This window comes from Sphingomicrobium sp. XHP0239, from assembly GCF_039555325.1.
GTDB lineage: Bacteria > Pseudomonadota > Alphaproteobacteria > Sphingomonadales > Sphingomonadaceae > Sphingomicrobium > Sphingomicrobium maritimum.
Map to the genome: position 1 here is coordinate 133,550 of NZ_CP154608.1, position 22,306 is coordinate 155,855.

Here is a 22,306-nt window from a genome sequence, read left to right on the forward strand (position 1 = left end):
TCTAGAGCCTTTCGCGGAGGACGGCGAGGATCTGCCGGACGGCAATCTCGTGTGCGGCACTGGGGGGCAGGTCGCAGGCGCGCGCGACCTCGTCGCCGACGAGCGCGTCGCCGATCGCGAACAGGACGAGGCCGAGGGTGGCGCGGTCGAGCGGGCGTTTTTCGCCCGGCCGGCTGATCTGGTCGATCACGCTGGCGATGGCGCGTTCGACGGGTTCGAGCGCCTCGCGGCGGCGCGACAGGACGACCCAGGCGATGAGTTCGCCGAATTTCTGTTCGCGGAATTCGGCGAACATATTCTCGACGACCGAACGCAGCTTGACCTGCCCCGCCTGGTAGCGGCCGATCGAGCCGGCGATGCTGGTCGCGACTTCGCGCGCGATCTCGTCGGCCAGGGCGGCGTGGAGTTCATCGACCGATCCGAAATGGTGGAGCAAGGCGGCGTGGGTACGGCCCATCCGGCCCGCCACCGCCTTCAGGGTCACCGCCGCCGCGCCTTCGGAGCGCAGCAGTTCGCGCGCCGCGTCGACCGCGACGACCCGGCTTTCCTCGGGCGTCATGCGTTTACGGATGGGTAAGGTTGTTGACATAAATGTCAGTAATGTCCATCTTATGGTTGAAGACAGTCCCTAGGAGCATTTTCGTGACGACCGCAACCGTTACCCCCGCCGACCTGACCATCACGCCGCGCGACCGCCAGTTCGGCAAGGACGAGGCGACGGCCCGCTGGTGGCATTCCGGCGACCCGTTCGCGACCGCGATGTACAATGCGCTGTCCGCGACCTTTCCCGAAGGCGAGGCCTTTTTCGTGCGCTCGGTCCGCAAGTTCGCCGAGGGTACGCCCGACCGGCTGGCGGCCGACATCAAGGCGTTCACGACGCAGGAGGCGATTCACAGCCGCGAACATGACGCGTTCAACAAGCGCGCTCACGAGGCGGGCTACGACATGGAGCCGCTGTACGCGCGGGTACACGAGCGGATCGAGATCCTGAACGACAAGCCCGAGATCGCCAGCCTCGCGGCGACGATGGTGCTGGAACATTATACCGCGATCCTCGCGCACGAACTGCTTGCCGATCCCCGCCACCTCGAGGGGGCGGACGAGGCGACGCGCGAATTGTGGAAATGGCATGCCGCCGAGGAGATCGAGCATAAGGGCGTGGCCTACGACACGTGGCTGCACGCGACGCGTGGCTGGAGCCGGTGGAAGCGGTGGAGCGTGAAGGCCAAGGTCATGCTGTTCGTGACCAGCCATTTCTTCCCCGACCGGTTCCGCGGGGCGCTCTACCTGCTCGAGCAGGACGGAATTACCGGCTGGAAGGCCAAATGGGGCCTGTTCCGCTACGGGTTCGTCGCGCCGGGCATGTTCCGCAAGATCCTGGGCGCGTGGGCGGCCTTCTTCCTGCCGCGCTTTCACCCGTGGAACGACGACGATCGCGAACTGATCGCCGCCTACGAGGAAAGCGGCGCGCACAAATTCGAGCGCAACGGACGCAAGGTGCGGCGCGCGGTCGCGGCCTGAGAACCCTTTTTCGCGGCGGCGATCGCTACGCCGCCGCGACCTGGTCCCGATCCTGGGCCGTCAGGTCGAGCGCGTACATCACCACTTCGACTTCCTCGTCACGGCCGCAACTCGTGCGCATGACGGTGTCGCCGGTGGGCACGAAGCCGAGCTTCCGCAGCACCCGGCCGCTGGCCGGATTGTCGATGAAGTGGCCGGCTTCGATGCGGCGGTGGCCGAGCGTGCGCATGATCTCCAGCCCCGCGCGGCCCGCTTCGGTGGCGTAGCCCTTGCCCCAGTGCGAGCGGGCGATCCAATAGCCCATGTCGATCGAGCCGTCGGCCATCCGGTCGAACCCGAGGATGCCGACGATCCGCGCATCGGCGCGGGTGGTGACGAGCATCACGGGAAGCGAAGCCGCGGCCATGCGGGCGAGATGCTCGCGGGCGTCGTCGATGCCGTAGGGCCAGGGTGCGCTGGCGAGATTGCGGACGATCCCCTTGTCGGCGATCGCGGCGGCAACCGCTTCGGCATCTTCGGCCCAGCCGGGGCGCAACAGCAAATTCTCCGTCACCGCGAACATCGTCTCGTCTCCCTCGCGCGGGCCCCTATCGGGGGCTCGTGACACGTCCGGGAGAAGGCGAGGACGCTTTCGTGACGATCCCAAAAAGAAAAGGGACCGCGGACGGTCCCTTCTCCCTTTTGTCTTGTTGTCCGGACCGTCCTTGTTTGGACCGGTCCTTTATCGACGAGGTCCTGTTATTCGGCTGCTTCGCCCATCGCTTCGACGTGGACGTATTTGCGGCCAAGTTTCCCGTCACGAAACGTGACTTGGCCGTCAATAAGCGCAAAAATCGTGTGGTCGCGGCCGAGGCCGACGTTCGTGCCCGGGTACCATTTGGTGCCGCGCTGGCGCACGATGATGTTGCCCGCGACGACGCGTTCGCCGCCAAACTTCTTGACGCCGAGATACTTCGGATTGGAATCGCGGCCGTTACGCGACGAGCCGCCTGCCTTCTTATGTGCCATTACTTCTTCTCGGTCTTCTTGGCCGCGGGCTTCTTCGCAGGAGCCTTCTTCGCGGCGGGTTTCTTCGATTCTGCCGCCTTCTTAGCAGGTGCAGCATCCTTTGTCGATTTCTTCGGGTCGTCGGCCTTCGCCGCCTTCTTGGCGGGCGCCTTCTTCGCGGCCGGCTTGTCGTCGGTCTTCGCGTCGGCCGCCTTCTTGGGCGCGGCCTTCTTCTTCTCGCCGCCGATCGACACGATCTCGAGGATCGTGTGCTGCTGGCGATGGCCGCGCTTGCGGCGATAGTTGTGGCGGCGACGCTTCTTGAAGACGGTCACCTTCTCGCCCTTGGCCTGCGCGATGACCTTGGCGCCGACGGTCAGGCCGTCGGTCGACTTGAGGTCCGAGCCTTCGCCCGCGAGCAGGACATCGTCGAGGGTAATCTCGTCACCGGCTTCGCCGTCGATCTTCTCGACCACGATCTTGTCTCCGGCGGCAACCCGATATTGTTTGCCGCCCGTGCGCACGACTGCGAACATTGGCTTTTCTCTTCAATAATTAGCGTTTTCCCGCGCCGTGACGCGTTCGGTCTGAAACATCCGGCGCGAGGGGATGGGGCCACCTATGGAATGGGCGGCGCGAAGTCAACCGATTGTCACCGAAAAAGCGGCGCAAAGCGCCTCTAGTGCCGCCGTTCGGGGCGCAGGTGGTAATGGCCGGGTTCGAAGCCGGAAAAGATTGCGGGGATCGCCGGATGCTCGACCGGCTCGTCCGCACCGTCGGCGACGAGGTTCTGCTGGCTGACGTAGGCGATGTAGCTCGTCTCGTCATTCTCGGCGAGCAGATGGTAGAAGGGCTGGTTCTTGTGCGGACGCAGGCCCTCGGGAATGGCATCGTACCATTCGTCGGTATTGTCGAATTCGGGGTCGACGTCGAAGATCACCCCTCGAAAATCGAGCAGGCGGTGGCGAACGACATCGCCGATGCCGAAGGCGGCGACGGGAATCATACTGGTCATGCCCTCAATGTAAGGGGTCGGGACGGGGCGGCAAGGGTTCAGGCGGGGAACAGGAGCCGCGCCTCGAGCCCCGGAAGGCCGTCGCCGCGGTCGGCGAGGACGAGCGTGCCGCCGTGACGGCGCACGATGGCCTCGACGATGGCCAGCCCCAGCCCGTGGCCGCCGGTTTCGCGATTGCGCGAGCTTTCCGCCCGTTCGAACGGTCGCTTGAGCCGCGCGCGCTCGGCAGCCGGGATACCGGGGCCGTCGTCGCGGACGAGAAGCGCGACCCGGTCCTGCGGATCCCGTTCGAGGACGAGGTCGACATGATTGGCGTGGCGAAGCGCATTGTCGATGAGGTTGCGCACCGCGCGGCGGACCGCGGCCTCGTCGCCGGGGAAGGGATGATCGCGATCCGCGTGGAGCGCGACCGAACGGCCTGCCTCGCGATAGCGGCTCGTCACGCTGCGCAGCAGGGAAAGTGGGGCGACCGTGCTGCCCGGCGCGATCGCACGGTCGGAGCGGGCGAGTTCGAGAATCGATTCGAGCTGGCCGTGGAGCCGCTCGACCTGGTCGACGAGGGCGGTCCGGCGCTCGGCGTCCTCGACCCCCTCGGCCTCGAGGCGGAGCGCAGTGAGCGGGGTGCGCAGGTCGTGACCAATCGCGCCGAGCATGACGTCCTTCTCATCGAGCATGGCGAGGATGCGCGCCTGCATGTCGTTGACCGACCGGATCAGCGCCGCGACATCGCGCGGCCCGTCGGGTTCGACGGGGACGAATGCGCTGCCGCGCTGACCGTCGAAGCTTTCCGCACTGGCGGTCAGCCGACCCATCGCCAATCCGACCCGCCGCAGCAGGAAGAGGGTGGGCACGAGAATCAACAGCCCGATCAGCAGATGCAGAACGATCAGCCGCCCGAGCACCGGGGCGATGGCGTCGGGGCCGGGGGCGGCGAGGCTGATCCAGCGGCCATCGTCGAGCGGGACTGCCAGCAGCATCCGCGGCGGACCCGGATCGGTGCGCAGGCGCGAGGGGCGGGGCGGAAGGCGTACGACCCGCGCACCGCTGCCATCCACACCCGCGTCGGAAAGCGCGGTCCGAAACGCCCGCTGGGCATCGTCCAGCCTGATTGCGTCGGGGGCGATGGGACTGGTTTCGGAGACGTCGAGGAAGCGGCGCTGGCCGCGTCGCCCGTCGGGCCCGCCGCCGCGCCGGAACCGGCGACGTTCGAAGCGCGGGCGGTCGCCATCGGTAAAGCGTTCGGCCATCCGCGAGCGCCGCTCCAGCCGCTCCGGATCGGCGATTAGCAGTGCGATCCGTTCGGCGGCGGGACGCACGGCGCGCTCGGTCATCTGGTCGCGGCGATTGTCGAGCGCGATGGCGACGCTGACCCCTTGCGCGACCAGAAGGGCGATCACTACGATCAGGGTGACTTGCGTAGCGAGCGACAGCCGTTTCACGCGCCCTCCACCGGGACCGCGAGACTGTAGCCGACGCCGTGGACGGTGCGCACGATCTCGCTGCCGCGTTCGCCCAGTTTCTTGCGGAGCCGCAGGACGGCATTGTCGATCGCGCGGTCGAAGGGGTCGGCTTCGCGACCCCTGGTGAGGTCGAGCAGCTGGTCGCGCGACAGCGGGCGCCCGGCCCGCTCGATGAGCGTGAGGAGCAAGCGATAGTCGCCGCTGGTGAGGTCGACCGGCTCGTCCTTGCGGAAGAGCTGCTGGCGGGCGGTGTCGAGCGTGAAATCCTCGAAGCGGTAGAGAGTGCCGGCTTCGGGTGCGACTTCCTTCGCTTCGCTTCGCCGCAGGATGGCTCTCAGCCGTGCGGTCAGCTCGCGCGGATTGAAGGGTTTGGTGAGATAGTCGTCGGCGCCCATTTCGAGCCCCACGATCCGGTCGACGTCCTCCGCGCGCGCGGAGAGGAAGAGGATGGGCAGATCGCCGCCTTCGCGGATCGAGCGGGCGAGGCTCAGCCCGTCTTCGCCTGGCAGCATGATGTCGAGCACCGCGGCGTGGAAGGCGTAGGCGTCGAGCGCCGTTCGGGCGGCGGCGGCATCGGCGCAGGGGGTGACCCGGAACCCCTCGCGCTCGAGATAGCGCGCCAGTGGCGTGCGGATCGCGGGCTCGTCCTCGACGAGCAGAAGGTGGGGGCGGTTCGCCATCGGTGGGTCGGGAATGGCAAGCGGGGGCCGGTGTGACCAGCCCCCGCGCGCGTTGCCTGTGGCGGGTTCTCTAGCGGTTGGCGCGGCGGTTCTGGCGATTGGCGCGCATCTGTTCGCGTGCCGCCTGCCGTTCGGCCTGCGTCAGCGTGCCGTCGTTATCGGTGTCGATGCGCTGGAAGCGTTCGACTTGGGGCGCCTGGAATTCGGCCAGCGTGATGGAGCCGTTGCCGTTCGCGTCGAGCCGGTCGAAACCGCCGCCGCGGCCCATGCGCATGCCGCGCATTCCGCGCTGACCGCGCCGTTCGGCCCGGTCGCCGCGACGTTCGCCGCGCATCTGCTGTCGCTGGTCGCGGGCGGCTTCCAGTTCGGCTTGTGTCAGCGCGCCGTCGTTATTGGTGTCCATCCGGGCGAAGCGGGCATCGCGACGCGCTTCGCGCTGGGCCTCCATCTCGGCCTTCGACACTTGGCCGTCGCCATTGCGATCCAGCCTCTGGAAGCGTTCGGCGCTGCGTTGCTGCATCTGTTCGAGCGTCACGTCGCCCTGCGGAGCGCGGTTGTTGGGCTGGGCCGCGGCGGCGGCGGGAATGGCGAGCGCCGTGGCGGCGAGCATCAACGTCATCTTCTTCATGCGAACATCGTCCTTGTTGGTGTCTGTCGATGATGCGGTTCTACGGTCCCTGTGTCGCAGCCATATCCTAGCGCGCGGCGCGTTTGTCGCAAAATGTCGCACCGAGCAGCGACACCCTCAGGCGGGAACGGGCTCGCCAGCATAGTCGAAATGGCCGCCGCTGTCGGCGGGGGCGAGGTTCGCCAGCACGTCGAGAAGGGCGTTGGCGCTATGTTCGGGCGTGAAGAGCTTGTCGTCGGCGACATTGCCTTGGAACGGCTGCGACAGGGACGTGTCGACGGTTCCGGGATGGAGCGCGGCGACGATGCCCTTTTCGTGGGTGCGGGCGAGTTCGATGGAGAGCGTGCGGATGCACTGGTTGAGCGCCGCCTTGCTCATCCGGTAGCTGTACCAGCCGCCGAGCCGGTTGTCCGAGATCGACCCGACGCGCGCGGACAGGGCCGCGAAATGGAAACGTTCGCTCCGCGGCAGGAGTGGCACGAAGTGGCGCGCGACGAGCGCAGGGCCGATGGCGTTGATCGCCATGACGCGGGCCATGACGTCGGCATCGAGCATCCGGTAGCTCTTTTCCGGTCCGAAGTCGTCGGCGTGAAGGATCCCGCTGGCGACGATGACGGCGTCGTAGGGCGCGTCTCCGGCGAGCGCCTCGGCGGCGGCGGCGATCGTGGAGGGGCGAAGGAAATCGATCGAAGGATCGCTGTCGCGGCCGAGGCGGCGGGCGGTCCCGCCCCGCGCCTCGATGGCGTCGGCCAGGGCGCCGCCGATGCCGCCGCCCGCCCCGATGACGATCGCTTGGGAAAAGTCGCTCATGCCGGAAGCAATGGATGAGCGAGCCCGCAGGTCCACGCGGACCCGCGGCCATAAAGGCTTTGCAAAGCGGCCGACCCGTTGCTAGGGGCGCGCTTCATCCCGCGGCGCCCCGTGCGCCGAGACCTGCGGAGAGGTGCCGGAGTGGTCGAACGGGGCGGTCTCGAAAACCGTTGTGCGGGCAACCGTACCGTGGGTTCGAATCCCACCCTCTCCGCCATTTGCTTTGAGCGATAGGCTCTAGCAGGTGACTTCTTCCACAAAGGCCGATCGCAAAGAGGGATCGGCGGCAGGTTATTCGCCCGTTCCGGCGACCCTTGCGGCCCAGCGTCTCATCCGGACAGCCGCATCGAGCGCCTGGATGCGGCCACGCTCCACCTCACTCGGTTTCAGGCCGTAGGCGGCTTTGAATGCGCTCGAGAAATGGCTGAAATTCCAGAAGCCGACTTCAAGCGCGATGTCAGAAATTCGTCTCGCCGGGTGCGACATGAGAAGTCGATGCGCCTCTTCCAGTCGGCGGCGGCGGACGAAGGACGCGAGCCCGCCGGCCCCTGCGAACGCGCGGTAGAGCAGGCGATGACGTGCTGATCGGCAATGGTGGTGCGGACGTCATCCGCGGCGGCGCGGGCGACGACCTGATCGCCATTTCCGATCTGATGTTCGCGGCCATCGACGGTGGCACCGGCGATGACACGCTGCGGTTCGACGGTGCGGGCATGGTACTCGACCTCACCTCGATCCCGCCCGCCGCAATTCAGTCGATCGAGCGGATCGACCTTTCCGGCACCGGGCCCAACGGCCTCATCATCGACGCGCAGGCTCTGTTCGATCTTACGGAGGAGCGTGCCTCCGGCGAGGCGATATTGATCGTCGACGGAGACGCCGGGGATAACGTGACCGCGCTGGGCTTCACTGCGAACGGTACGCAGACGGTCGATGGCATCACCTACGATGTCTATGAAATGGGCGGCGCTACCTTGCTCGTGGCGCAGGGCGTATCGGTCGCGATTTCGTCCGACAGTGGTGCGGGTCAGGCTATAGGCCCGCTCGACGCGGGTGAGGCTCCGTTCGTTCACGACGCAGTGGTCGACCTGATGATTTATCCCGACAGCGGCTGGCTCATCTAGTTGAGTCGTTTCGAACCCTTGCGTCGCCGCCAGATCGACCGCGCTTTGTCATGGTCCTGGCAGAATAAAAATTATCTTCGGGTACTCGACCTATACAGAGCTTGCTTTCAGCCAAAATCGATCGGGCGGACAAAAGGAAACACGCACGGCGGGCCCAGCCGAACAGGGTGAGAAGCAAATTTCGGCATAGCATTGCCAGCCGTGCTGCTATCCTATTCCGGGCGTTTGTTGATCTATGCTAAGGATCACGCTACCGTTCGGGAGGCTGCGAGATGAGGATCGCGAAAAGGTACCTTGTTGAGTATTCACTCCTTGCTGGCGTGTCGATCGTCAGCGTTCTTGGTTTCTGGGATTTCTATTTCGGGAGAGAAGCGAATCCGCAGCCCTACCATCACTTGCATGTGATCACCGTGTTTCTGTGGCTGCTGCTGCTTCTGGTTCAACTCAATTCCATCTCGAACGGAGGGATCGCGAAGCACCGCAGGAACGGACTGTTTGTCCTGTTCATGGCCCCCTTTCTGATCGCGACCGTTGCATCGCTTTCGGTCCTCTCCGCGCGGCGTGCGGCTGCTTCGGGCACGGCGGATCCCCTGCTCGTCCAAAATGTCATGGTATCGCTTCAACTTGGCTTGCTCGTCGTTCTTGCCTTCTTGTTCAAGAAACGGAGGGCAGTTCACGGTTCCCTGCTGTTCAGCACGCTCATTCTGTTTGGCGGCATCGCCGTCTTTTTTGCTCTTTTGAGCTTCGTTCCGATGTTCAGGATCGACGGGCCGGAAACCTTTTACCGGTTTGGAACTGCGGCAATCACGGGCCTCGTCATCTGCGTCGCAGTCTCGTTGTCGCTGTTCGTCTCGGCTCCCAAGACCCGCTGGCCCTATCTCCTGGCTGCCGGGTTTTTCCTTTTCAACGTCGCGATCAATGGCGCTCTGAGCGGCTTGCGCCTGGACTCTCTCGCAACCGACATGGTTGGCTCGCTCGACCCCCTTTGGACCTTCGCCGGAGCCTTTGTGGTCCAGTTCACGCTTCTAGCTCTGCTCGTTTCACCGATCACCCGGCCATCCACGATCCGCCAAAGCCGTCGCTGAACGACGGATTTCCATTGAGGTCGAAAGTGGGTGCCCAGTTCAAAGCGCGCCGAGTGGCCGCTTCCACACCTGTCGAGTCTGCAAGATGTTCGAACCGGACCGTCCGCAAACGACCGATCTTTGCCCACCGTCTACATCGGGTAATGGTTGATCTCAGTGTCACCCCATTTCTTGCCCATCGCACCGGCGCAAACTGAAGCAAGTGCGACTTCATCTGACAGCGCCGCCATTGCAAAAGGCTGTCCGCATTGGGCGGCCCTTTTGCATTTGGGGGCTGTGGCCCAAAGGCATCAGCCGTTGCCAAATCGGAGGATTGGCGGAAACGCTTGGGAAATCCACGCTTTATCCGTTATGGTTACGAAATTCTTCCGCCGTGCGCACGCGCGGCCGGATCCATGCGAAGGGGGTTTCTTCATGCGTACATCCACATCACGACTTCTTGCCGGCGCGGCGACGGCCTGTGCCATCGGCGCCTTGGCGACCCCGGCGGCCGCCCAGCAGGTCGGAACGATCGACGGCACCAACTATCCGAGCGCCGTCCAGTCGCTCAACACCTACGCGCCGCATTGGCAGAGCCTGATCTCGGACCTGGCCGATTGCGACAATCTGGGACTGAACGAGGATCCGGCCGGATGCACCGGAAACGTGCGGATCCTGGCAGGCGGCGACTACCGCTGGAGCGACGTCGACGGCGATCCGCTGGCCGCGGGCTATGACGGCGAGACTCTCAACGTCATGGGCGGCCTGGCGATCGACGCGGGCTCGAGCGTGCAGATCGGACTTCTCGGCGGGTACATCGAGAACGAATTGAACTTCACCGACTTCGCGATCCAGCGGATGGACGGCTGGCAGGTCGGTGCCTTCATCGATACGCAGGCCCCGGTCGGCCTGTATGGTCGCGCGATGGGCGCGATCGCGTTCCTCGACGGGTTCGGTTCCCGCGTGGCCCCGGTCGCCGGTGGGTTCAACGCGAATTACGATCTCGAACATTATCTGCTCGGCGCCGAAGTCGGCTATCGCCTGCCGCTCAGCGACGCCTTGCTGCTGACGCCCTATCTGGCGGGCGGATACAGCAACGTCGACCAGGACGAGGTGGACGACACCGACTTCCTGCTTCCCGAAGTCAGCGAGGACCGGTTCCACGCGACGGGCGGGGGCAAGCTGAACTTCGATCTGGGCGCGTTCGCGGCCGAGCTGAAGGCCGGCTATCGCTGGCAGTCGGGCGACGATTTCGTCGTTCTCGACGGCCGCAATTGCAGCTTCGACGTCTGCCCCACCAACCTGTTCTCGGTCGATTATGGCGGTGACGCCGTGGTAGCGGGTGCGGGCCTCGGCGCGCAGATCGGACGGCTGGCCGCGATGGCGAGCTACGAAGGCGAGTTCGGCGACGGACGCGATCATCATGCCGCCCGGCTGACGCTGAAGCTGCCGCTGGGGCTGACCCCGCCGCCGCCTCCGCCGCCGCCGCCGGCACCGCCGCCTCCGCCGCCGTGCCCCGACGTGGTGACCTGCCCCGACGGCACGATCATCAATGCGTGCGACACCTGTCCGCCGCCGCCGCCGCCTCCGCCGCCGCCGCCGCCGGCACCGGAACCCGAACGCGGCTAGAAACGGACGGGCGCGCTTCCCCACCGGAAGCGCGCCCGTTTTTCGCGCAAAGAGCGAACATTAAGGAACCCGTCAGCGCCCCTGTGGTGTTGATGAGGCCATGTATCGCCCGCAACAAAGTCCGACCGAACGCTATGGGACCGTCGCTCTCGTCGTCGCGCTTCATGCGGGGCTGGCGGCGTTCATCCTGGCAAACGGCGGCGTCGCGGTGGTGACGGGCGAGGAGGAGCCGCTCGAGACGTTCGACGTGACCTTGCCGCCCCCGCTCGAGGAGCCGGAGCCCGACCCCCCCGAGCCGCCGGTGGTCGAGGAGGTCGTCGATCCCGAAGAGGCGCTGCCCGAGGAAGAGGGCGAGGCGGCCCCCGAACAGGTCGAGAGCCAGGCGACGCCGGTGGTGCGTCCCGATATCACCCCGCCCATTCCCGTCCCCCCGTCGATCACCAGTGCGACCGAGGCGGGCACCGGCAGCGACGCGACGCAGGGCGCGGGCGAGGTCGACGAGGGCGGCACCGGCGCGGGCGGGCAGGGCAGCGGCACCGGCGCGGGCGGATCGGGCGACGGCACCGGCGGGGGAGGGACCGGCACTGGGTCGCGGCCCAGCGTCATTCCGGGCACCACGCTGACGCAGGGCGACTATCCGCGCTCGATGCGGGATCGCTGGCCGCGCGGTGGTTCGGTCCTGGTCGCGGTGCGCGTCCAGGTCGATGGCCGGGCAACGGACTGCAAGGTCAATCGCGGGTTCGGAGATCCCGAGATCGATGCCGCGACCTGTCGCCTGGTCGAACAAAGGGTGCGGTTCGAGCCGGCGCGCGATGCGCAGGGCCGGCCTTATGTCGACTGGTACGGCTACATGCAGCGCTGGGTCGGGCGCTAGTTCCTCGTCAGGCCGCTGCGACGCCCTGCGTTTCCGCCTCGTCGATCCGCAGCATCGACAGCGCCGCCAGCGCCATCACGCCCGCGGCGAACAGCATCGTCCAGATCGGCTCGGTCGGGAAGAAGGCCTTGAGGACGCTTCCCATCAGGGTCGCGACGATCAGCTGCGGCACGACGATGAAAACGTTGAAGAGGCCCATGTAGATGCCGAGCTTTCGCTGCGGCAGGCTGGACGCGAGGATCGCATAGGGCATGGCGAGGATCGAGGCCCAGGCGATGCCGACCAGGATTTCCGACAGATAGAGCATGTTGCGGTCGGCGAAGATCAGGAAGCTCAGGTAGCCCGCCGCCCCGCACAGCAGGCCGACCATGTGGGTCTTCACCTTGCCGATCGCCTTGGCGAGCGCGGGCAGCAGCGCGAGCGCAGCGATGGCGGCGACGCCATTGTAGACCGCGAACAGGTTGCCGACGAAATTGCCCGCTTCCTGGAAGGCTGCGGACGCACTGTCGGACGTGCCGTAGAATTTCTGCGCCACGACCGGTGTCGTATAGATCCACATGATGAACAGCGCCGACCAGCTGAAGAATTGCGCGAGCGCGAGTTTCTTCATGAGGCTGGGCATGCCGGAAAAGTCGCCGACGATCTGGCTGAGCATGTTGGCCTTCTCGCCGCGCCGTGCGAGCGCGATGGCGGCGAGCGACGCGAGTCCGTAGGCGACCAGCAGCCCGGCGAGCAGGTAGACTTCCTTTTCCAGATCGAAGGCGGCGACAATCAGGACGAGCAGCGCGCCCGCGCCGATCCACCCCAACGCGCCCGCGCGGTTCTTGGCAGCCAGCGCGCGGATCGAGCCGCCGGTGGCGACATCGTGCGCTTCGCCATTGAAGCGAGCCATCTGTTCGGGGTCGTATTCGTTAGTCGAAAGGACGGTCCACAGAACGGCGAGAAACAGGGCCGCGCCCCCGAACCAGAAGCTGTAGCGGACGGTGTCGGGAATGCTTCCCGCCGCCGCGACGTTGCTGACCCCCAATTCGGTCATCAGCGTGGGGAAGAGCGAGCCGACCACGGCGCCGACCCCGATGAAGGCGGTCTGCACGGCATAGCCTGCCGTGTGCTGGTCGCGGTTCAGCATGTCCCCGACGAAGGCGCGGAACGGCTCCATCGAGATGTTGAGGCTGGCGTCCAGCACCCACAGCAACACGGCAGCCGCGAGCAGGACGGGGGCCAGCGGCATCAGGAACAGCGAGAGACCCGCGAGGATCGCGCCGGCGAGGAAATAGGGACGCCGCCGCCCGAGCCGTCCGAGCCAGGTCCGGTCCGACATGTAGCCGATGATCGGCTGCACCAGCAGGCCGGTGAGCGGCGCGGCGACCCATAGCGCCGGAAGATCGTCGAGCGAGGAGCCCAATGTCTGGAAGATACGGCTCATGTTCGCGTTCTGGAGCGCGAACCCGATCTGGATGCCGAAGAAGCCGAAGCTGATATTGACGAGGCCGCGCCAGTCCTGGCGGGGTTTCTCGGCAAGGACCTGATGCTCGTTCATAACGCGTCTCTCCCCTGACGTGGGCGGAGACTGGCAGCGTGAAAGGCGCATGACAATCGCATGCGCGCTGCATACGAATGCATGGATTCCTCAGGCGCTGTCGCGGACAACCAGTTCGACGGGCAGGACGACGCTTTCGGGGGCGCGATCTTCCAGCTTGGTGAGCAGGGTGTCGATCAGCATTTCGGCGGCGCGGCGCGTGTCCTGGTTGACCGACGTCAGGCCGGTATGATGCGCGGCGTTGCTGTCGTCGAAACCGATCAGCGCGACATCGTTAGGAACCGCTCGGCCGCGGTCGGTCAGTTCCTGGCGCGCGCCGATGGCGATCAGGTCGGATGCGGCGAAGATGCCGTCGACGTCGAGGTCGTCGTGCATCAGTGCGGCGAGAGCGGCGCGGCCCGATTCCTCGGTCGGAATGGCGTCGTAGTGACCGACGGGTTCGAGCCCCGCTTCGCCGAGCGCGTCCTTCAGCCCCTCGTAGCGTTCGAGAAATTCGGGCGCGCCCGCGTCGGCGGTGCCGAGGAAGGCGATGCGCCTGCAACCCCGTTTGACGAGGTGCCGGCCCGCCTGTCGACCGCCATCGCGATTGTCCGAGCCGACCGTGGTGCCGACCTGTCCCTCGACGGTCGCGCCCCAGCGAACGAAATGCGTGCCCTGTTCGATCAATTGTTCAAGCCGCGGGCGGGCCTGCAGATAGTTGCCGTACCCCAGAAGGATGATGCCGTCGGCCTTGCGGCTGTCCTCATAGTCGGTGTGCCAGTCGGCGGAGAGCTGCTGGAAGCTGATGAGCAGGTCGTAGTCGGCGCTGGCGGCGGCGCGGGTCAGCGCGCCGAGCATCGAGAGATAGAAGGGGTTGATGCCGCTCTCGTCCCGGGTGGGGTCCTCGAAGAAGAGGAGCGCGATGGTGCGCGACGCGCCCGAGCGAAGGTTGGAGGCGTTGCGGTCGACCTTGTAATTGAGCTTCTCGGCAGCGGCCACGACGCGCCGACGGGTTTCCTCCGACACCGCCTTGTTGCCCGACAGCGCGCGGCTCACGGTCGGCTGCGAGACACCCGCCGCGGCGGCGATATCGAAACTGGTCGGTCTGCGGCTTGCCATCCGATCTTCCAGCCCCCGAGCGGCGTTGCATCGAGGTCACAGCGGAGACCTCGGTGAAATGTTAACGGCGCTGCATACGTATGTATAGCGACATTGAGGGAACGGTGGCGCACCAATGTCACCGTTCCGTCATCGTGCCCCACGCGCACGGCGACGGCCGGGTGAGGATATTAGGGGAGCTTCCATGAGGAAATCGGACTTTTTCGCGCGTCTGTCGCTGACGAGCAGCGCGTTCGCACTGGCCATCGCGGCCAATCCGGCGCTGGCGCAGGACACGACGCCGCCAGAAGACAATATCACCGAGGAAGCCAATCCCAATCCGACCGTCGAGGAAGAGGATGTCGACGATCCCGAGATCGTCGTTACCGGCTTCCGCGAATCGCTGGCCAACGCGGTTGCGACCAAGCGCCGCCAGGAACTGATCGTCGAAAGCGTCAGCGCCGAAGACATCGGCCGCCTGCCGGATGCATCGATCGGCGAAAGCATTGCGCGTCTTCCGGGTATTACGTCGCAGCGGCTGAACGGTCGTTCGAACGTCATCTCGATCCGCGGTGTGGGTCCCGATTTCTCGCAGACCACGCTGAACGGGCGCGAACAGACGTCCACCGGCGACACGCGAGCGGTCGAGTTCGATCAGTATCCGTCCGAAATCGTCAATCAGGTCGTCGTCTACAAGTCGCCGAGCGCGAACCTGATCGGCCAGGGCCTGATCGGCACCATCGACATCCGGACCATCCGTCCGCTCGATTATGGCGAACAGGTGCTGGCGATCGGCGGCCGTGCGTCGCTGACCGATCTCGGCGCGCTGAACGCCGGATCGACCAACAAGGGCTATCGCGTCAACGGGACCTTCGTTGACCAGTTCGCCGACGACACGATGGGCATCGCGATCGCCGCGGCCTATGTCGACGAACCCTATCAGAACCAGGAATTCAACGCCTGGGGCTATGCCGGCGACGGCAGCGATGCGAGCCCGCGAGTCATCGGCGGCTCGAAGAGCTTCGTCACCTCGACGCAGCTTAAGCGTCTCGGCCTCATGGGCACGTTCCAGGCGGAGCTGACGCCCGAGTGGATGTTCACGCTCGACAGCTTCTATTCCAACTTCGACGACGACCAGCTGAAGCGCGGCATCGAATTGCCGCTGGGCTTCAGCGGAGCGCCGACCTCGATCGGGACGGTATCGGGCGGGTTCGTGGAAAGCGGTACCTTCTCGAACGTGCGCGGCGTCATCCGCAACGACATCTTCGCGCGGCAGGCCGACCTCTACAGCTTCGGCGGCAACCTCGCCTACGACCCCGACAATGGCTGGAACCTCTTCGTCGACCTGTCCTACTCGCGGACCGACCGTAACGAACTGTCGATCGAAAGCTATTCGGGCACGGGCTTCGGCAGCGGCAACGGCGCGGCCGACACGATCGGCTTCCAGTCCGGGCCGACGGGCACCTTCTTCACGCCCACGCTCGACTATTCCGATCCCTCGCTCATCCGCCTGACCGACCCGCAAGGGTGGGGCGGCGGCGTCATTCCGCAGGCCGGCTACTACAACAACCGTATCCTCGATGACGAACTGCGCCAGGCGCGGATCGAGATCGAGCGCGAGCTGAACGGCGGCTTTATCAGCGCGGTGCGCGTGGGCGGCAACATCACCGACCGCGACAAGTCGCTGACTCCGGACGAATCGATCCTGCGCCTGCGCGGCGGGGCGACCGAGCTCGCCATTCCGCAGCAGTTCATCACCGGATCCACCGACCTCACCTATCTGGGGCTGGGGCCGATCCTGTCCTACGATCCGCGCGACCTGATCGAGGCCAATATCCTGATCCTGGAGCCGAACATCGTCCAGGACGTGCTGCAGAAGGCCTATTCGGTCAGCGAGACGGTTTCTACGCTCTACGCCATGGCCGATATCGATGCGGTCGTCGGGTTCGGCGAACTGACCGGCAACATCGGCGTCCAGGCGATCAACGCCGACCAGTCATCGAGCGGGCTGGCCTTTCCTAACGGCGTTCCGACGCCGGTCGAGGCCGGCGACAATTACTGGGACTATCTGCCCAGCCTCAACCTTTCGCTGCGCATGCCGAGCGACACGGTACTGCGCTTCGCGGCGCGGCGCGAGCTGCAGCGTCCGCGTCTCGACGACATGCGGGTGGCCATCGGCTACGGCATCGACGTCAGCGTTCCGACCCCGATCATTCGCGGCGGCGGGGGCAACCCGCGTCTGCGGCCGTTCGAGGCCAACTCGGTCGATTTCAACGTCGAGCAGTATTTCGGCGGCGGCGACGGCTATGTCGCGCTCCAGCTGTTCTACAAGGACATCACCGAATATATCGCCGGCACGCGCGTCGACTTCGACTATACGGGCTTCCCGCTGCCGGCCAACGCCGTGACGCCGCCCAGCCTGATCGGCACGCTCGACACCAATGCCAACGTCGACGGCGGCGAGATCAAGGGCGTCGAAGTGGGGGCGACCCTGCCGTTCGACGTGCTGACACCAATGCTGTCCGGTTTCGGGATCACGGGCGGTGTCGGCTATACCGAGACCAAGATCCAGGACGGCGACAATGTCGGGTCGATCCCGGGCTATTCGGAATGGGTCGCCAACGGCACGGTGTTCTACGAGAATTCCGGCTTTAACGCTCGTGCGAGCGCGCGTCACCGGTCGAGCTTCCTCGGCGATTTCACCGGCTTCGGCGGGTCGCCGACGCGGCGCCTTGCCTTCACCGAGACGATCATCGACGCGCAGGTCGGGTACGACTTCCCCGAAGGTTCGAGCCTCGATGGTCTGTCGATCTACCTCCAGGGTCAGAACCTGACCGACGAACGGTTCGCGTCGAAGGCCGTCGCCGACGATCCGCGCACTGTGCTGGACTATCAGATCTACGGTCGTCGATTCCTCGGTGGGTTCACCTACCGCTTCCGCTAGGATCGTGAGGGCCCGGCGCGCTGTTGCGCCGGGCCCGCCACGACGGGCAGGAGACGGTACGTGGAGCCTCAACCCCAACGGGTAGTGATCGCCGGCGGCGGCAGCGCCGGTTGGATGGCGGCCGCGGCCATCGCGCGAACGATGGGCCGGGCGGTGCGCCTCACCCTTGTCGAATCGGAGGCCATCGGCACCGTCGGCGTGGGCGAAGCGACGATTCCGCAGATCCATCATTTCAATCGGCTGCTCGATCTTCGCGAAGGAGAGTTTCTCGCCGCGACGAAGGGCACGCTGAAACTCGGCATCGAATTCGACGGCTGGCATCGGCCGGGCGCAAGCTACATGCATGCGTTCGGCACGGTCGGGCGCGGCTTCGGGATCGCGCCGTTCCGCCACGCCTTCGCGTGGGCGCGGGCAAGGGGGATGGAGGCACCGTTCGGAGCATTCTGCTTCAACGAGGTCGCGGCGCGGGCCGGACGCTATCATCCGGATGCGGCAACGAGCACGATCCCGCCGCTGGTCCATGCCTATCATTTCGACGCGGGGCTCTATGCATCGCTGCTGCGGACCAAGGCCGAGGACATGGGCGTGGAGCGCGTCGAGGGGCGGATCGACGAGGTCGCGGTTCGGGACGGTCGCGTCACGTCGCTACGATTGCAGGACGGAAGCGAGGTCGCGGGCGATCTCTTCATCGATTGCTCGGGCTTCCGATCGCTGCTGATCGGCGAGGCATTGGGGGTCGGGTTCGACGATTGGAGCGAATGGCTGCCGTGCGACCGCGCGGTGGCGGTGCCGTCGGCGGGCGGGGAGTTGCGACCCTACACACAGGCAATCGCGCGGCAGGCGGGATGGCAGTGGCGCATCCCGCTTCAGCATCGCACGGGCAACGGGCATGTGTTTTCGAGCCGTCACATGAGCGAGGACGAGGCGACCGCCACCCTTCTCGACAATCTGGAAGGCGAAGCGCTGGCGGAACCGCGGGTGATCAGATTCACGACCGGACGGCGTGCCGAACCGTGGCGCGGCAATGTCGTTGCACTGGGGCTGGCCGCCGGATTCATGGAGCCGCTGGAATCGACCAGCATCCACCTTGTCCAGTCGGGGATCGAGCGGCTGTTGCAGCTATTTCCCGACGGCAGCGAGGATGCGGCGCGGCGATCGCGATTCAACGACCAGTCGACACGCGAATGGGAAGCGATTCGCGACTTCCTGATCGCCCATTATCATCTGAACGCGCGCGAGGGGCAGGCTTTCTGGGACGAACGTCGTGAGGCGGGCGCACCGGAAAGCCTGACGACCCGGCTCGCCGCGTTCCGCGAAGCGGGGATCGTCGTGCGCGATGCGGACGAACTGTTCACTGACGAGGGTTGGCAGCAGCTGTTGATCGGGCAGGGGGTGACGGCCGAACGCTGGCACCCCGCCATCGACGCGATGGATGGGGACGAACTGATAGCGTTCCTCGACACGCTGGCCCGCGCCTACGAAGCGCGCGCGAAGACATTGCCGCGCCACGAAGATTATCTCGATCATGTCATGAAGGAGGCCGCCTGATGGTCCTGTCGCTCCTCGCCGCGAGCATCGCCGCCGCGCAACCCGCGCCCGCCGCCACGGCGCCCGCCGACTATCTCCAGCGCCGGCCCGAGGACGAGATCATCTATTTCGTGTTGCCAGACCGGTTCGACAACGGCGATCCGTCGAACGATCGGGGCGGGATCGCGGGCGGGCGGCTCGATCACGGATACGACCCGACGGCGCGCGGCTTTTACCACGGCGGCGACCTTGCCGGGCTGACGCAGCGGCTCGACTATCTCCAGGGAATGGGGATCACCGCGATCTGGTTCGCGCCGATCTTCAAGAACAAGCCCGTGCAAGGGCCGAGCGGCGACGAGAGCAGCGGCTATCACGGCTATTGGGTGACCGACTTCACGCGGATCGACCCGCACTTCGGGACCAACGCGGAGTTCGAGGCCTTCGTCGATGCGGCGCACGGGCGCGGCATGAAGATCTACATGGACATCATCACCAACCACACCGCGGACGTCATCAAGCACCGCGAGGACGATTACGGCTATCGTTCCAAGGCCGATTATCCCTATTCGACCCGCGGCGGCGTCGACGGCGAGCGGATCAACATCGGGTTCGAGGGCGACAACGTCCGCACGGTCGAGAATTTCGCGAAACTGACCGATCCGCGCTTCGCCTATGACGTCTACGTCCCCGAGGGCGAGCGGAACGTGAAGGTGCCCGCCTGGCTCAACGACCCGATCTATTACCACAACCGGGGCGACACGAATTTCTACGGCGAGGACAGCCTGTACGGGGATTTCGTGGGGCTCGACGACCTGTTCACCGAGAACCCGCGCGTGGTCGGCGGGATGATCGACATCTTCGGTTCGTGGATCGACCGCTTCGCCATCGACGGTTTCCGCATCGACACCGCGCGGCACGTGAACCCCGAATTCTGGCAGACCTTCGTCCCGGCGATGGAGGCGCGTTCGGAAGCGGCGGGCATTCCCTATTTCCACATGTTCGGCGAGGTGTATCGCGACACGCCCGACAACGGCTACATCGCGCAATATACGGTTCGCGACGGCTTTCCCGCGGTTCTCGACTTCGCGTTCCAGGCGGCGGTGCGCGAGGTCTTGGGCCGCGGGGCGGGCACCGACGTGCTCGCCGGCCTGTTCGCGGGCGACGTCCTCTATCGGGGCGGCGCGGAGGCAGCCAAGGCGCTGCCGACCTTCCTCGGCAATCACGACATGGGGCGGTTCTCGGGACTGCTGAAGGCCGACATGCCGGAAATCGATCAGGACGAACTGCTGGCCCGCGTCGCACTGGGTCATGCGATGCTGATGACGCTGCGCGGCAGCCCGACCATCTATTATGGCGACGAGCAGGGATTCGTGTCCGATGGCAACGACCAGCTGGCGCGCGAGAACATGTTCGAAAGTCGGGTGTCCGAATATAACGACAACGATCTCATCGGCACCGACGCGACAACGGCGGGCGACAATTTCGACCCGGACCACCCGCTCTATCGACAGGTCGCGGCACTGGCGGCGATCCGGACGGGGAGCGCGGCGTTGCGGCGGGGCGACCAGGTGACCCGTCATTACCAGGCCGAACCGGGCCTGTTCGCCGTGTCGCGGTTCGATCCCGAAACGGGGGCCGAGACGCTGCTGATGTTCAACACCTCGACCGAGGCGATCGAGGGTCAGGTCGAGATCGACATGACCAGCGAGCGGTTCGTGGCCCGGTCGGGGGAATGCGCGACCATGCCCAGCGCACCCGGTAGCCTGTCCTATACGATGGCGCCGCTGTCGTGGGCGATCTGCGAGGCGCAATGAACGCGCGCGATTCCCGATTGGCGACCGGCGCCGTCGACACCGCTCCGTGGTGGAAGGGCGCGGTGATCTATCAGATCTATCCGCGCAGCTTTCGCGACAGCAACGGCGACGGCATCGGCGATCTGGCCGGGATCACCGAACGGCTGGACCATGTCGCGGAGCTCAGGTGCAACGGGGTGTGGATCAGCCCCTTCTTCACCTCGCCGATGGCGGACTTCGGCTACGACGTCGCCGACTATTGCGGGGTCGATCCGATCTTCGGCGATCTGGCCGACTTCGACGCGCTGGTGGCAAAGGCGCACGCGCTCGGGCTGAAGGTGCTGATCGATCAGGTGTACAGCCATTCGAGCGACGCGCATCCCTGGTTCGAGGAAAGTCGCCAGTCGCGCGATAATGCGAAAGCCGACTGGTACGTCTGGGCCGATCCGAAGCCCGACGGGTCGCCGCCGAACAATTGGCAGAGCGTCTTCGGCGGAGCCAGCTGGACGTGGGACGCGCGGCGCGGGCAATATTATCTGCACAATTTCCTCAAGGAGCAGCCCGACCTCAACGTTCACAATGCAGAGGTCCAGGACGCACTGCTGGGAGTCGCGGAATTCTGGCTGGAGCGCGGGGTCGACGGATTTCGACTGGATGCGCTGAACTTCGCGATGCACGACCGCGCGCTGACCGACAATCCGCCGGTGGAAAACCCCGTCGACCCGACCCGCAGTTTCGATTTCCAGCATCATTACCACAACCAATCCCAGCCCGAACTGATCGGGTTTCTGGAACGGATCCGGAATCTCGTCGATCGCTACGACGGCATCTACACGATGGCCGAAGTCGGCGGCGAGCAGGCTGGTCGCGAGATGAAGGAATTCACCGCGGGCGATGATCGGCTCCACAGCGCCTACGGCTTCGACTATCTCTACGCCAAGGAACTGACCCCCGACGTGGTGCGCGAGGCAATCCGCAGCTGGCCGGGCGGGGCGGAGGAAGGTTGGCCCAGCTGGGCCTTTTCCAATCATGACGCGCCGCGCTTCGCCAGCCGCTGGTGGGACGGCGATGCGCGCGAGCCGATGACGAAAGTGGCGCTCCTTCTGCTGATGAGTCTGCGCGGCAACGCGATCCTTTATCAGGGCGAGGAACTGGGGCTTCCGCAGGCCGAGGTGCCGTTCGAGCATCTGCAGGACCCCGAGGCGATCGCCAACTGGCCGCTGACGCTTGGGCGCGACGGGGCGCGAACGCCGATGGTGTGGGACGACAGCGAGGACGCCGGTTTCGGGAGTCAGGAGAGCTGGCTGCCCGTCAGTCCCGACCAGCGCGTGCTTCACGCCTCCGGCCAGCGCGGCGATCCCGGCAGCGTCCTCAACTGGACACGGCAGACGATCGCGCTCCGGGAGGCACAGCCAGCGCTCCGCCAGGGAACGATCGCATTGCTCGCCGAGGAGGGCGAACTGCTGGCGTTCGAGCGCGCGGTCGACGGCCAGCGGCTCCATTGCCTGTTCAACCTTTCAGACCGGGCCATCCCGCGCGGCCGCTTTACCGGCGGGCGTCCCCTGATCCAGATCGGCGGTGTCGAGCCCGACACGATGCCGCCCCATTCCGCCATCGTCCTGGAGATATGACC

The 22,306-nt window shown here is 65.8% G+C and carries 21 protein-coding genes and 1 tRNA gene; 10 read left to right on the plus strand and 12 right to left on the minus strand.

Annotation, left to right across the window (positions count from 1 at the left end; genetic code table 11):
* Window position 1: 1 nt before the first annotated feature.
* The gene (locus WJT74_RS00675) at window positions 2–559 is read right to left on the minus strand and encodes a TetR/AcrR family transcriptional regulator (RefSeq protein ID WP_343345663.1); all 558 of its coding nucleotides are present in this window, start codon (window positions 557–559) and stop codon (window positions 2–4) included.
* 41 nt (window positions 560–600) lie between these two features.
* On the opposite strand from WJT74_RS00675, the gene WJT74_RS00680 reads away from it, so the two are divergent.
* On the plus strand, window positions 601–1,521 hold the full coding sequence (locus WJT74_RS00680) for a metal-dependent hydrolase (protein ID WP_343345666.1): 921 nt from the start codon (window positions 601–603) through the stop codon (window positions 1,519–1,521).
* Window positions 1,522–1,546: 25 nt separating this feature from the next.
* Here the strand turns inward: WJT74_RS00680 and WJT74_RS00685 are convergent, their stop codons facing one another.
* From WJT74_RS00685 to WJT74_RS00720, 8 genes are all read right to left on the minus strand, one after another.
* On the minus strand, window positions 1,547–2,083 hold the full coding sequence (locus tag WJT74_RS00685) for a GNAT family N-acetyltransferase (protein ID WP_343345668.1): 537 nt from the start codon (window positions 2,081–2,083) through the stop codon (window positions 1,547–1,549).
* A gap of 176 nt (window positions 2,084–2,259) precedes the next feature.
* Window positions 2,260–2,529 carry a 50S ribosomal protein L27 gene (gene rpmA / locus WJT74_RS00690; protein ID WP_343345670.1) on the minus strand — a complete coding sequence of 90 codons (270 nt, stop codon included), beginning with the start codon at window positions 2,527–2,529 and terminating at the stop codon, window positions 2,260–2,262.
* The gene (rplU, locus tag WJT74_RS00695; RefSeq protein WP_343345672.1) at window positions 2,529–3,044 is read right to left on the minus strand and encodes a 50S ribosomal protein L21; all 516 of its coding nucleotides are present in this window, start codon (window positions 3,042–3,044) and stop codon (window positions 2,529–2,531) included. Before rplU ends, rpmA begins: the two co-directional genes overlap by 1 nt.
* 143 nt (window positions 3,045–3,187) lie before the next feature.
* Window positions 3,188–3,523, minus strand: coding sequence for a heat shock protein HspQ (gene hspQ / locus WJT74_RS00700; RefSeq protein ID WP_343345675.1), 336 nt, complete (start codon window positions 3,521–3,523; stop codon window positions 3,188–3,190).
* A 38-nt stretch (window positions 3,524–3,561) separates the two neighbouring features.
* Window positions 3,562–4,962: a sensor histidine kinase gene (locus WJT74_RS00705; RefSeq protein ID WP_343345677.1), complete on the minus strand. Its 1,401-nt coding sequence runs from the start codon at window positions 4,960–4,962 to the stop codon at window positions 3,562–3,564.
* Window positions 4,959–5,663, minus strand: a complete 705-nt coding sequence (locus WJT74_RS00710; RefSeq protein ID WP_343345679.1) for a response regulator transcription factor — start codon at window positions 5,661–5,663, stop codon at window positions 4,959–4,961. Before WJT74_RS00710 ends, WJT74_RS00705 begins: the two co-directional genes overlap by 4 nt.
* A 70-nt stretch (window positions 5,664–5,733) precedes the next feature.
* Window positions 5,734–6,291: an EF-hand domain-containing protein gene (locus WJT74_RS00715; RefSeq protein WP_343345681.1), complete on the minus strand. Its 558-nt coding sequence runs from the start codon at window positions 6,289–6,291 to the stop codon at window positions 5,734–5,736.
* A gap of 117 nt (window positions 6,292–6,408) precedes the next feature.
* Complete coding sequence (locus WJT74_RS00720; protein ID WP_343345683.1) at window positions 6,409–7,101, minus strand: SDR family NAD(P)-dependent oxidoreductase; 693 nt, start codon at window positions 7,099–7,101, stop codon at window positions 6,409–6,411.
* 127 nt (window positions 7,102–7,228) lie between these two features.
* Here WJT74_RS00720 and WJT74_RS00725 point away from each other — a divergent pair.
* Window positions 7,229–7,318, plus strand: a tRNA-Ser gene (locus tag WJT74_RS00725).
* Between the two features lie 74 nt (window positions 7,319–7,392).
* Here the strand turns inward: WJT74_RS00725 and WJT74_RS12210 are convergent.
* The gene (locus WJT74_RS12210; RefSeq protein WP_432215246.1) at window positions 7,393–7,671 is read right to left on the minus strand and encodes a helix-turn-helix domain-containing protein; all 279 of its coding nucleotides are present in this window, start codon (window positions 7,669–7,671) and stop codon (window positions 7,393–7,395) included.
* Between WJT74_RS12210 and WJT74_RS00730 the strand changes: the two genes are divergently transcribed.
* The 4 genes from WJT74_RS00730 to WJT74_RS00745 all read left to right on the plus strand — a co-directional run bounded on the left by WJT74_RS00730 (window position 7,650) and on the right by WJT74_RS00745 (window position 11,792).
* Window positions 7,650–8,225 carry a hypothetical protein gene (locus WJT74_RS00730; protein WP_343348218.1) on the plus strand — a complete coding sequence of 192 codons (576 nt, stop codon included), beginning with the start codon at window positions 7,650–7,652 and terminating at the stop codon, window positions 8,223–8,225. The genes WJT74_RS12210 and WJT74_RS00730 overlap by 22 nt on opposite strands.
* 272 nt (window positions 8,226–8,497) lie before the next feature.
* The gene (locus WJT74_RS00735) at window positions 8,498–9,310 is read left to right on the plus strand and encodes a hypothetical protein (RefSeq protein ID WP_343345684.1); all 813 of its coding nucleotides are present in this window, start codon (window positions 8,498–8,500) and stop codon (window positions 9,308–9,310) included.
* A 414-nt stretch (window positions 9,311–9,724) separates the two neighbouring features.
* Window positions 9,725–10,918: an autotransporter outer membrane beta-barrel domain-containing protein gene (locus WJT74_RS00740; protein ID WP_343345685.1), complete on the plus strand. Its 1,194-nt coding sequence runs from the start codon at window positions 9,725–9,727 to the stop codon at window positions 10,916–10,918.
* 100 nt (window positions 10,919–11,018) lie between these two features.
* The gene (locus tag WJT74_RS00745; protein ID WP_343345687.1) at window positions 11,019–11,792 is read left to right on the plus strand and encodes an energy transducer TonB; all 774 of its coding nucleotides are present in this window, start codon (window positions 11,019–11,021) and stop codon (window positions 11,790–11,792) included.
* Between the two features lie 7 nt (window positions 11,793–11,799).
* Here WJT74_RS00745 and WJT74_RS00750 read toward each other — a convergent pair whose 3' ends face one another.
* Both WJT74_RS00750 and WJT74_RS00755 read right to left on the minus strand, forming a co-directional pair.
* On the minus strand, window positions 11,800–13,332 hold the full coding sequence (locus WJT74_RS00750; protein WP_343345689.1) for an MFS transporter: 1,533 nt from the start codon (window positions 13,330–13,332) through the stop codon (window positions 11,800–11,802).
* Between the two features lie 90 nt (window positions 13,333–13,422).
* Window positions 13,423–14,430 carry a LacI family DNA-binding transcriptional regulator gene (locus WJT74_RS00755; protein WP_343345691.1) on the minus strand — a complete coding sequence of 336 codons (1,008 nt, stop codon included), beginning with the start codon at window positions 14,428–14,430 and terminating at the stop codon, window positions 13,423–13,425.
* A gap of 184 nt (window positions 14,431–14,614) precedes the next feature.
* Here WJT74_RS00755 and WJT74_RS00760 point away from each other — a divergent pair, with 184 nt between their 5' ends.
* The 4 genes from WJT74_RS00760 to WJT74_RS00775 are packed head-to-tail and all read left to right on the plus strand — an operon-like array spanning window position 14,615 to window position 22,304.
* Complete coding sequence (locus WJT74_RS00760; protein ID WP_343345694.1) at window positions 14,615–17,353, plus strand: TonB-dependent receptor; 2,739 nt, start codon at window positions 14,615–14,617, stop codon at window positions 17,351–17,353.
* 60 nt (window positions 17,354–17,413) lie between these two features.
* Window positions 17,414–18,901 carry a tryptophan halogenase family protein gene (locus tag WJT74_RS00765; RefSeq protein WP_343345697.1) on the plus strand — a complete coding sequence of 496 codons (1,488 nt, stop codon included), beginning with the start codon at window positions 17,414–17,416 and terminating at the stop codon, window positions 18,899–18,901.
* Entirely contained in the window at window positions 18,901–20,694 is a 1,794-nt protein-coding gene (locus WJT74_RS00770; RefSeq protein WP_343345698.1) for an alpha-amylase family glycosyl hydrolase, read from the plus strand. The genes WJT74_RS00765 and WJT74_RS00770 overlap by 1 nt, the downstream gene beginning before the upstream one ends.
* Entirely contained in the window at window positions 20,691–22,304 is a 1,614-nt protein-coding gene (locus WJT74_RS00775) for an alpha-amylase family glycosyl hydrolase (RefSeq protein WP_343345700.1), read from the plus strand. The genes WJT74_RS00770 and WJT74_RS00775 overlap by 4 nt, the downstream gene beginning before the upstream one ends.
* The last annotated feature ends 2 nt before the right edge of the window (window positions 22,305–22,306 follow it).

Coding starts and splice junctions, on each gene's coding strand:
- WJT74_RS00675 (WP_343345663.1), bottom strand. CDS start 559: ATGACGCCCGAGGAAAGCCGGGTCGTCGCGGTCGACGCGGCGCGCGAA.
- WJT74_RS00680 (WP_343345666.1), top strand. CDS start 601: ATGTCCATCTTATGGTTGAAGACAGTCCCTAGGAGCATTTTCGTGACG.
- WJT74_RS00685 (WP_343345668.1), bottom strand. CDS start 2,083: ATGTTCGCGGTGACGGAGAATTTGCTGTTGCGCCCCGGCTGGGCCGAA.
- rpmA (WP_343345670.1), bottom strand. CDS start 2,529: ATGGCACATAAGAAGGCAGGCGGCTCGTCGCGTAACGGCCGCGATTCC.
- rplU (WP_343345672.1), bottom strand. CDS start 3,044: ATGTTCGCAGTCGTGCGCACGGGCGGCAAACAATATCGGGTTGCCGCC.
- hspQ (WP_343345675.1), bottom strand. CDS start 3,523: ATGACCAGTATGATTCCCGTCGCCGCCTTCGGCATCGGCGATGTCGTT.
- WJT74_RS00710 (WP_343345679.1), bottom strand. CDS start 5,663: ATGGCGAACCGCCCCCACCTTCTGCTCGTCGAGGACGAGCCCGCGATC.
- WJT74_RS00715 (WP_343345681.1), bottom strand. CDS start 6,291: ATGAAGAAGATGACGTTGATGCTCGCCGCCACGGCGCTCGCCATTCCC.
- WJT74_RS00720 (WP_343345683.1), bottom strand. CDS start 7,101: ATGAGCGACTTTTCCCAAGCGATCGTCATCGGGGCGGGCGGCGGCATC.
- WJT74_RS00735 (WP_343345684.1), top strand. CDS start 8,498: ATGAGGATCGCGAAAAGGTACCTTGTTGAGTATTCACTCCTTGCTGGC.
- WJT74_RS00740 (WP_343345685.1), top strand. CDS start 9,725: ATGCGTACATCCACATCACGACTTCTTGCCGGCGCGGCGACGGCCTGT.
- WJT74_RS00745 (WP_343345687.1), top strand. CDS start 11,019: ATGTATCGCCCGCAACAAAGTCCGACCGAACGCTATGGGACCGTCGCT.
- WJT74_RS00750 (WP_343345689.1), bottom strand. CDS start 13,332: ATGAACGAGCATCAGGTCCTTGCCGAGAAACCCCGCCAGGACTGGCGC.
- WJT74_RS00755 (WP_343345691.1), bottom strand. CDS start 14,430: ATGGCAAGCCGCAGACCGACCAGTTTCGATATCGCCGCCGCGGCGGGT.
- WJT74_RS00760 (WP_343345694.1), top strand. CDS start 14,615: ATGAGGAAATCGGACTTTTTCGCGCGTCTGTCGCTGACGAGCAGCGCG.
- WJT74_RS00770 (WP_343345698.1), top strand. CDS start 18,901: ATGGTCCTGTCGCTCCTCGCCGCGAGCATCGCCGCCGCGCAACCCGCG.
- WJT74_RS00775 (WP_343345700.1), top strand. CDS start 20,691: ATGAACGCGCGCGATTCCCGATTGGCGACCGGCGCCGTCGACACCGCT.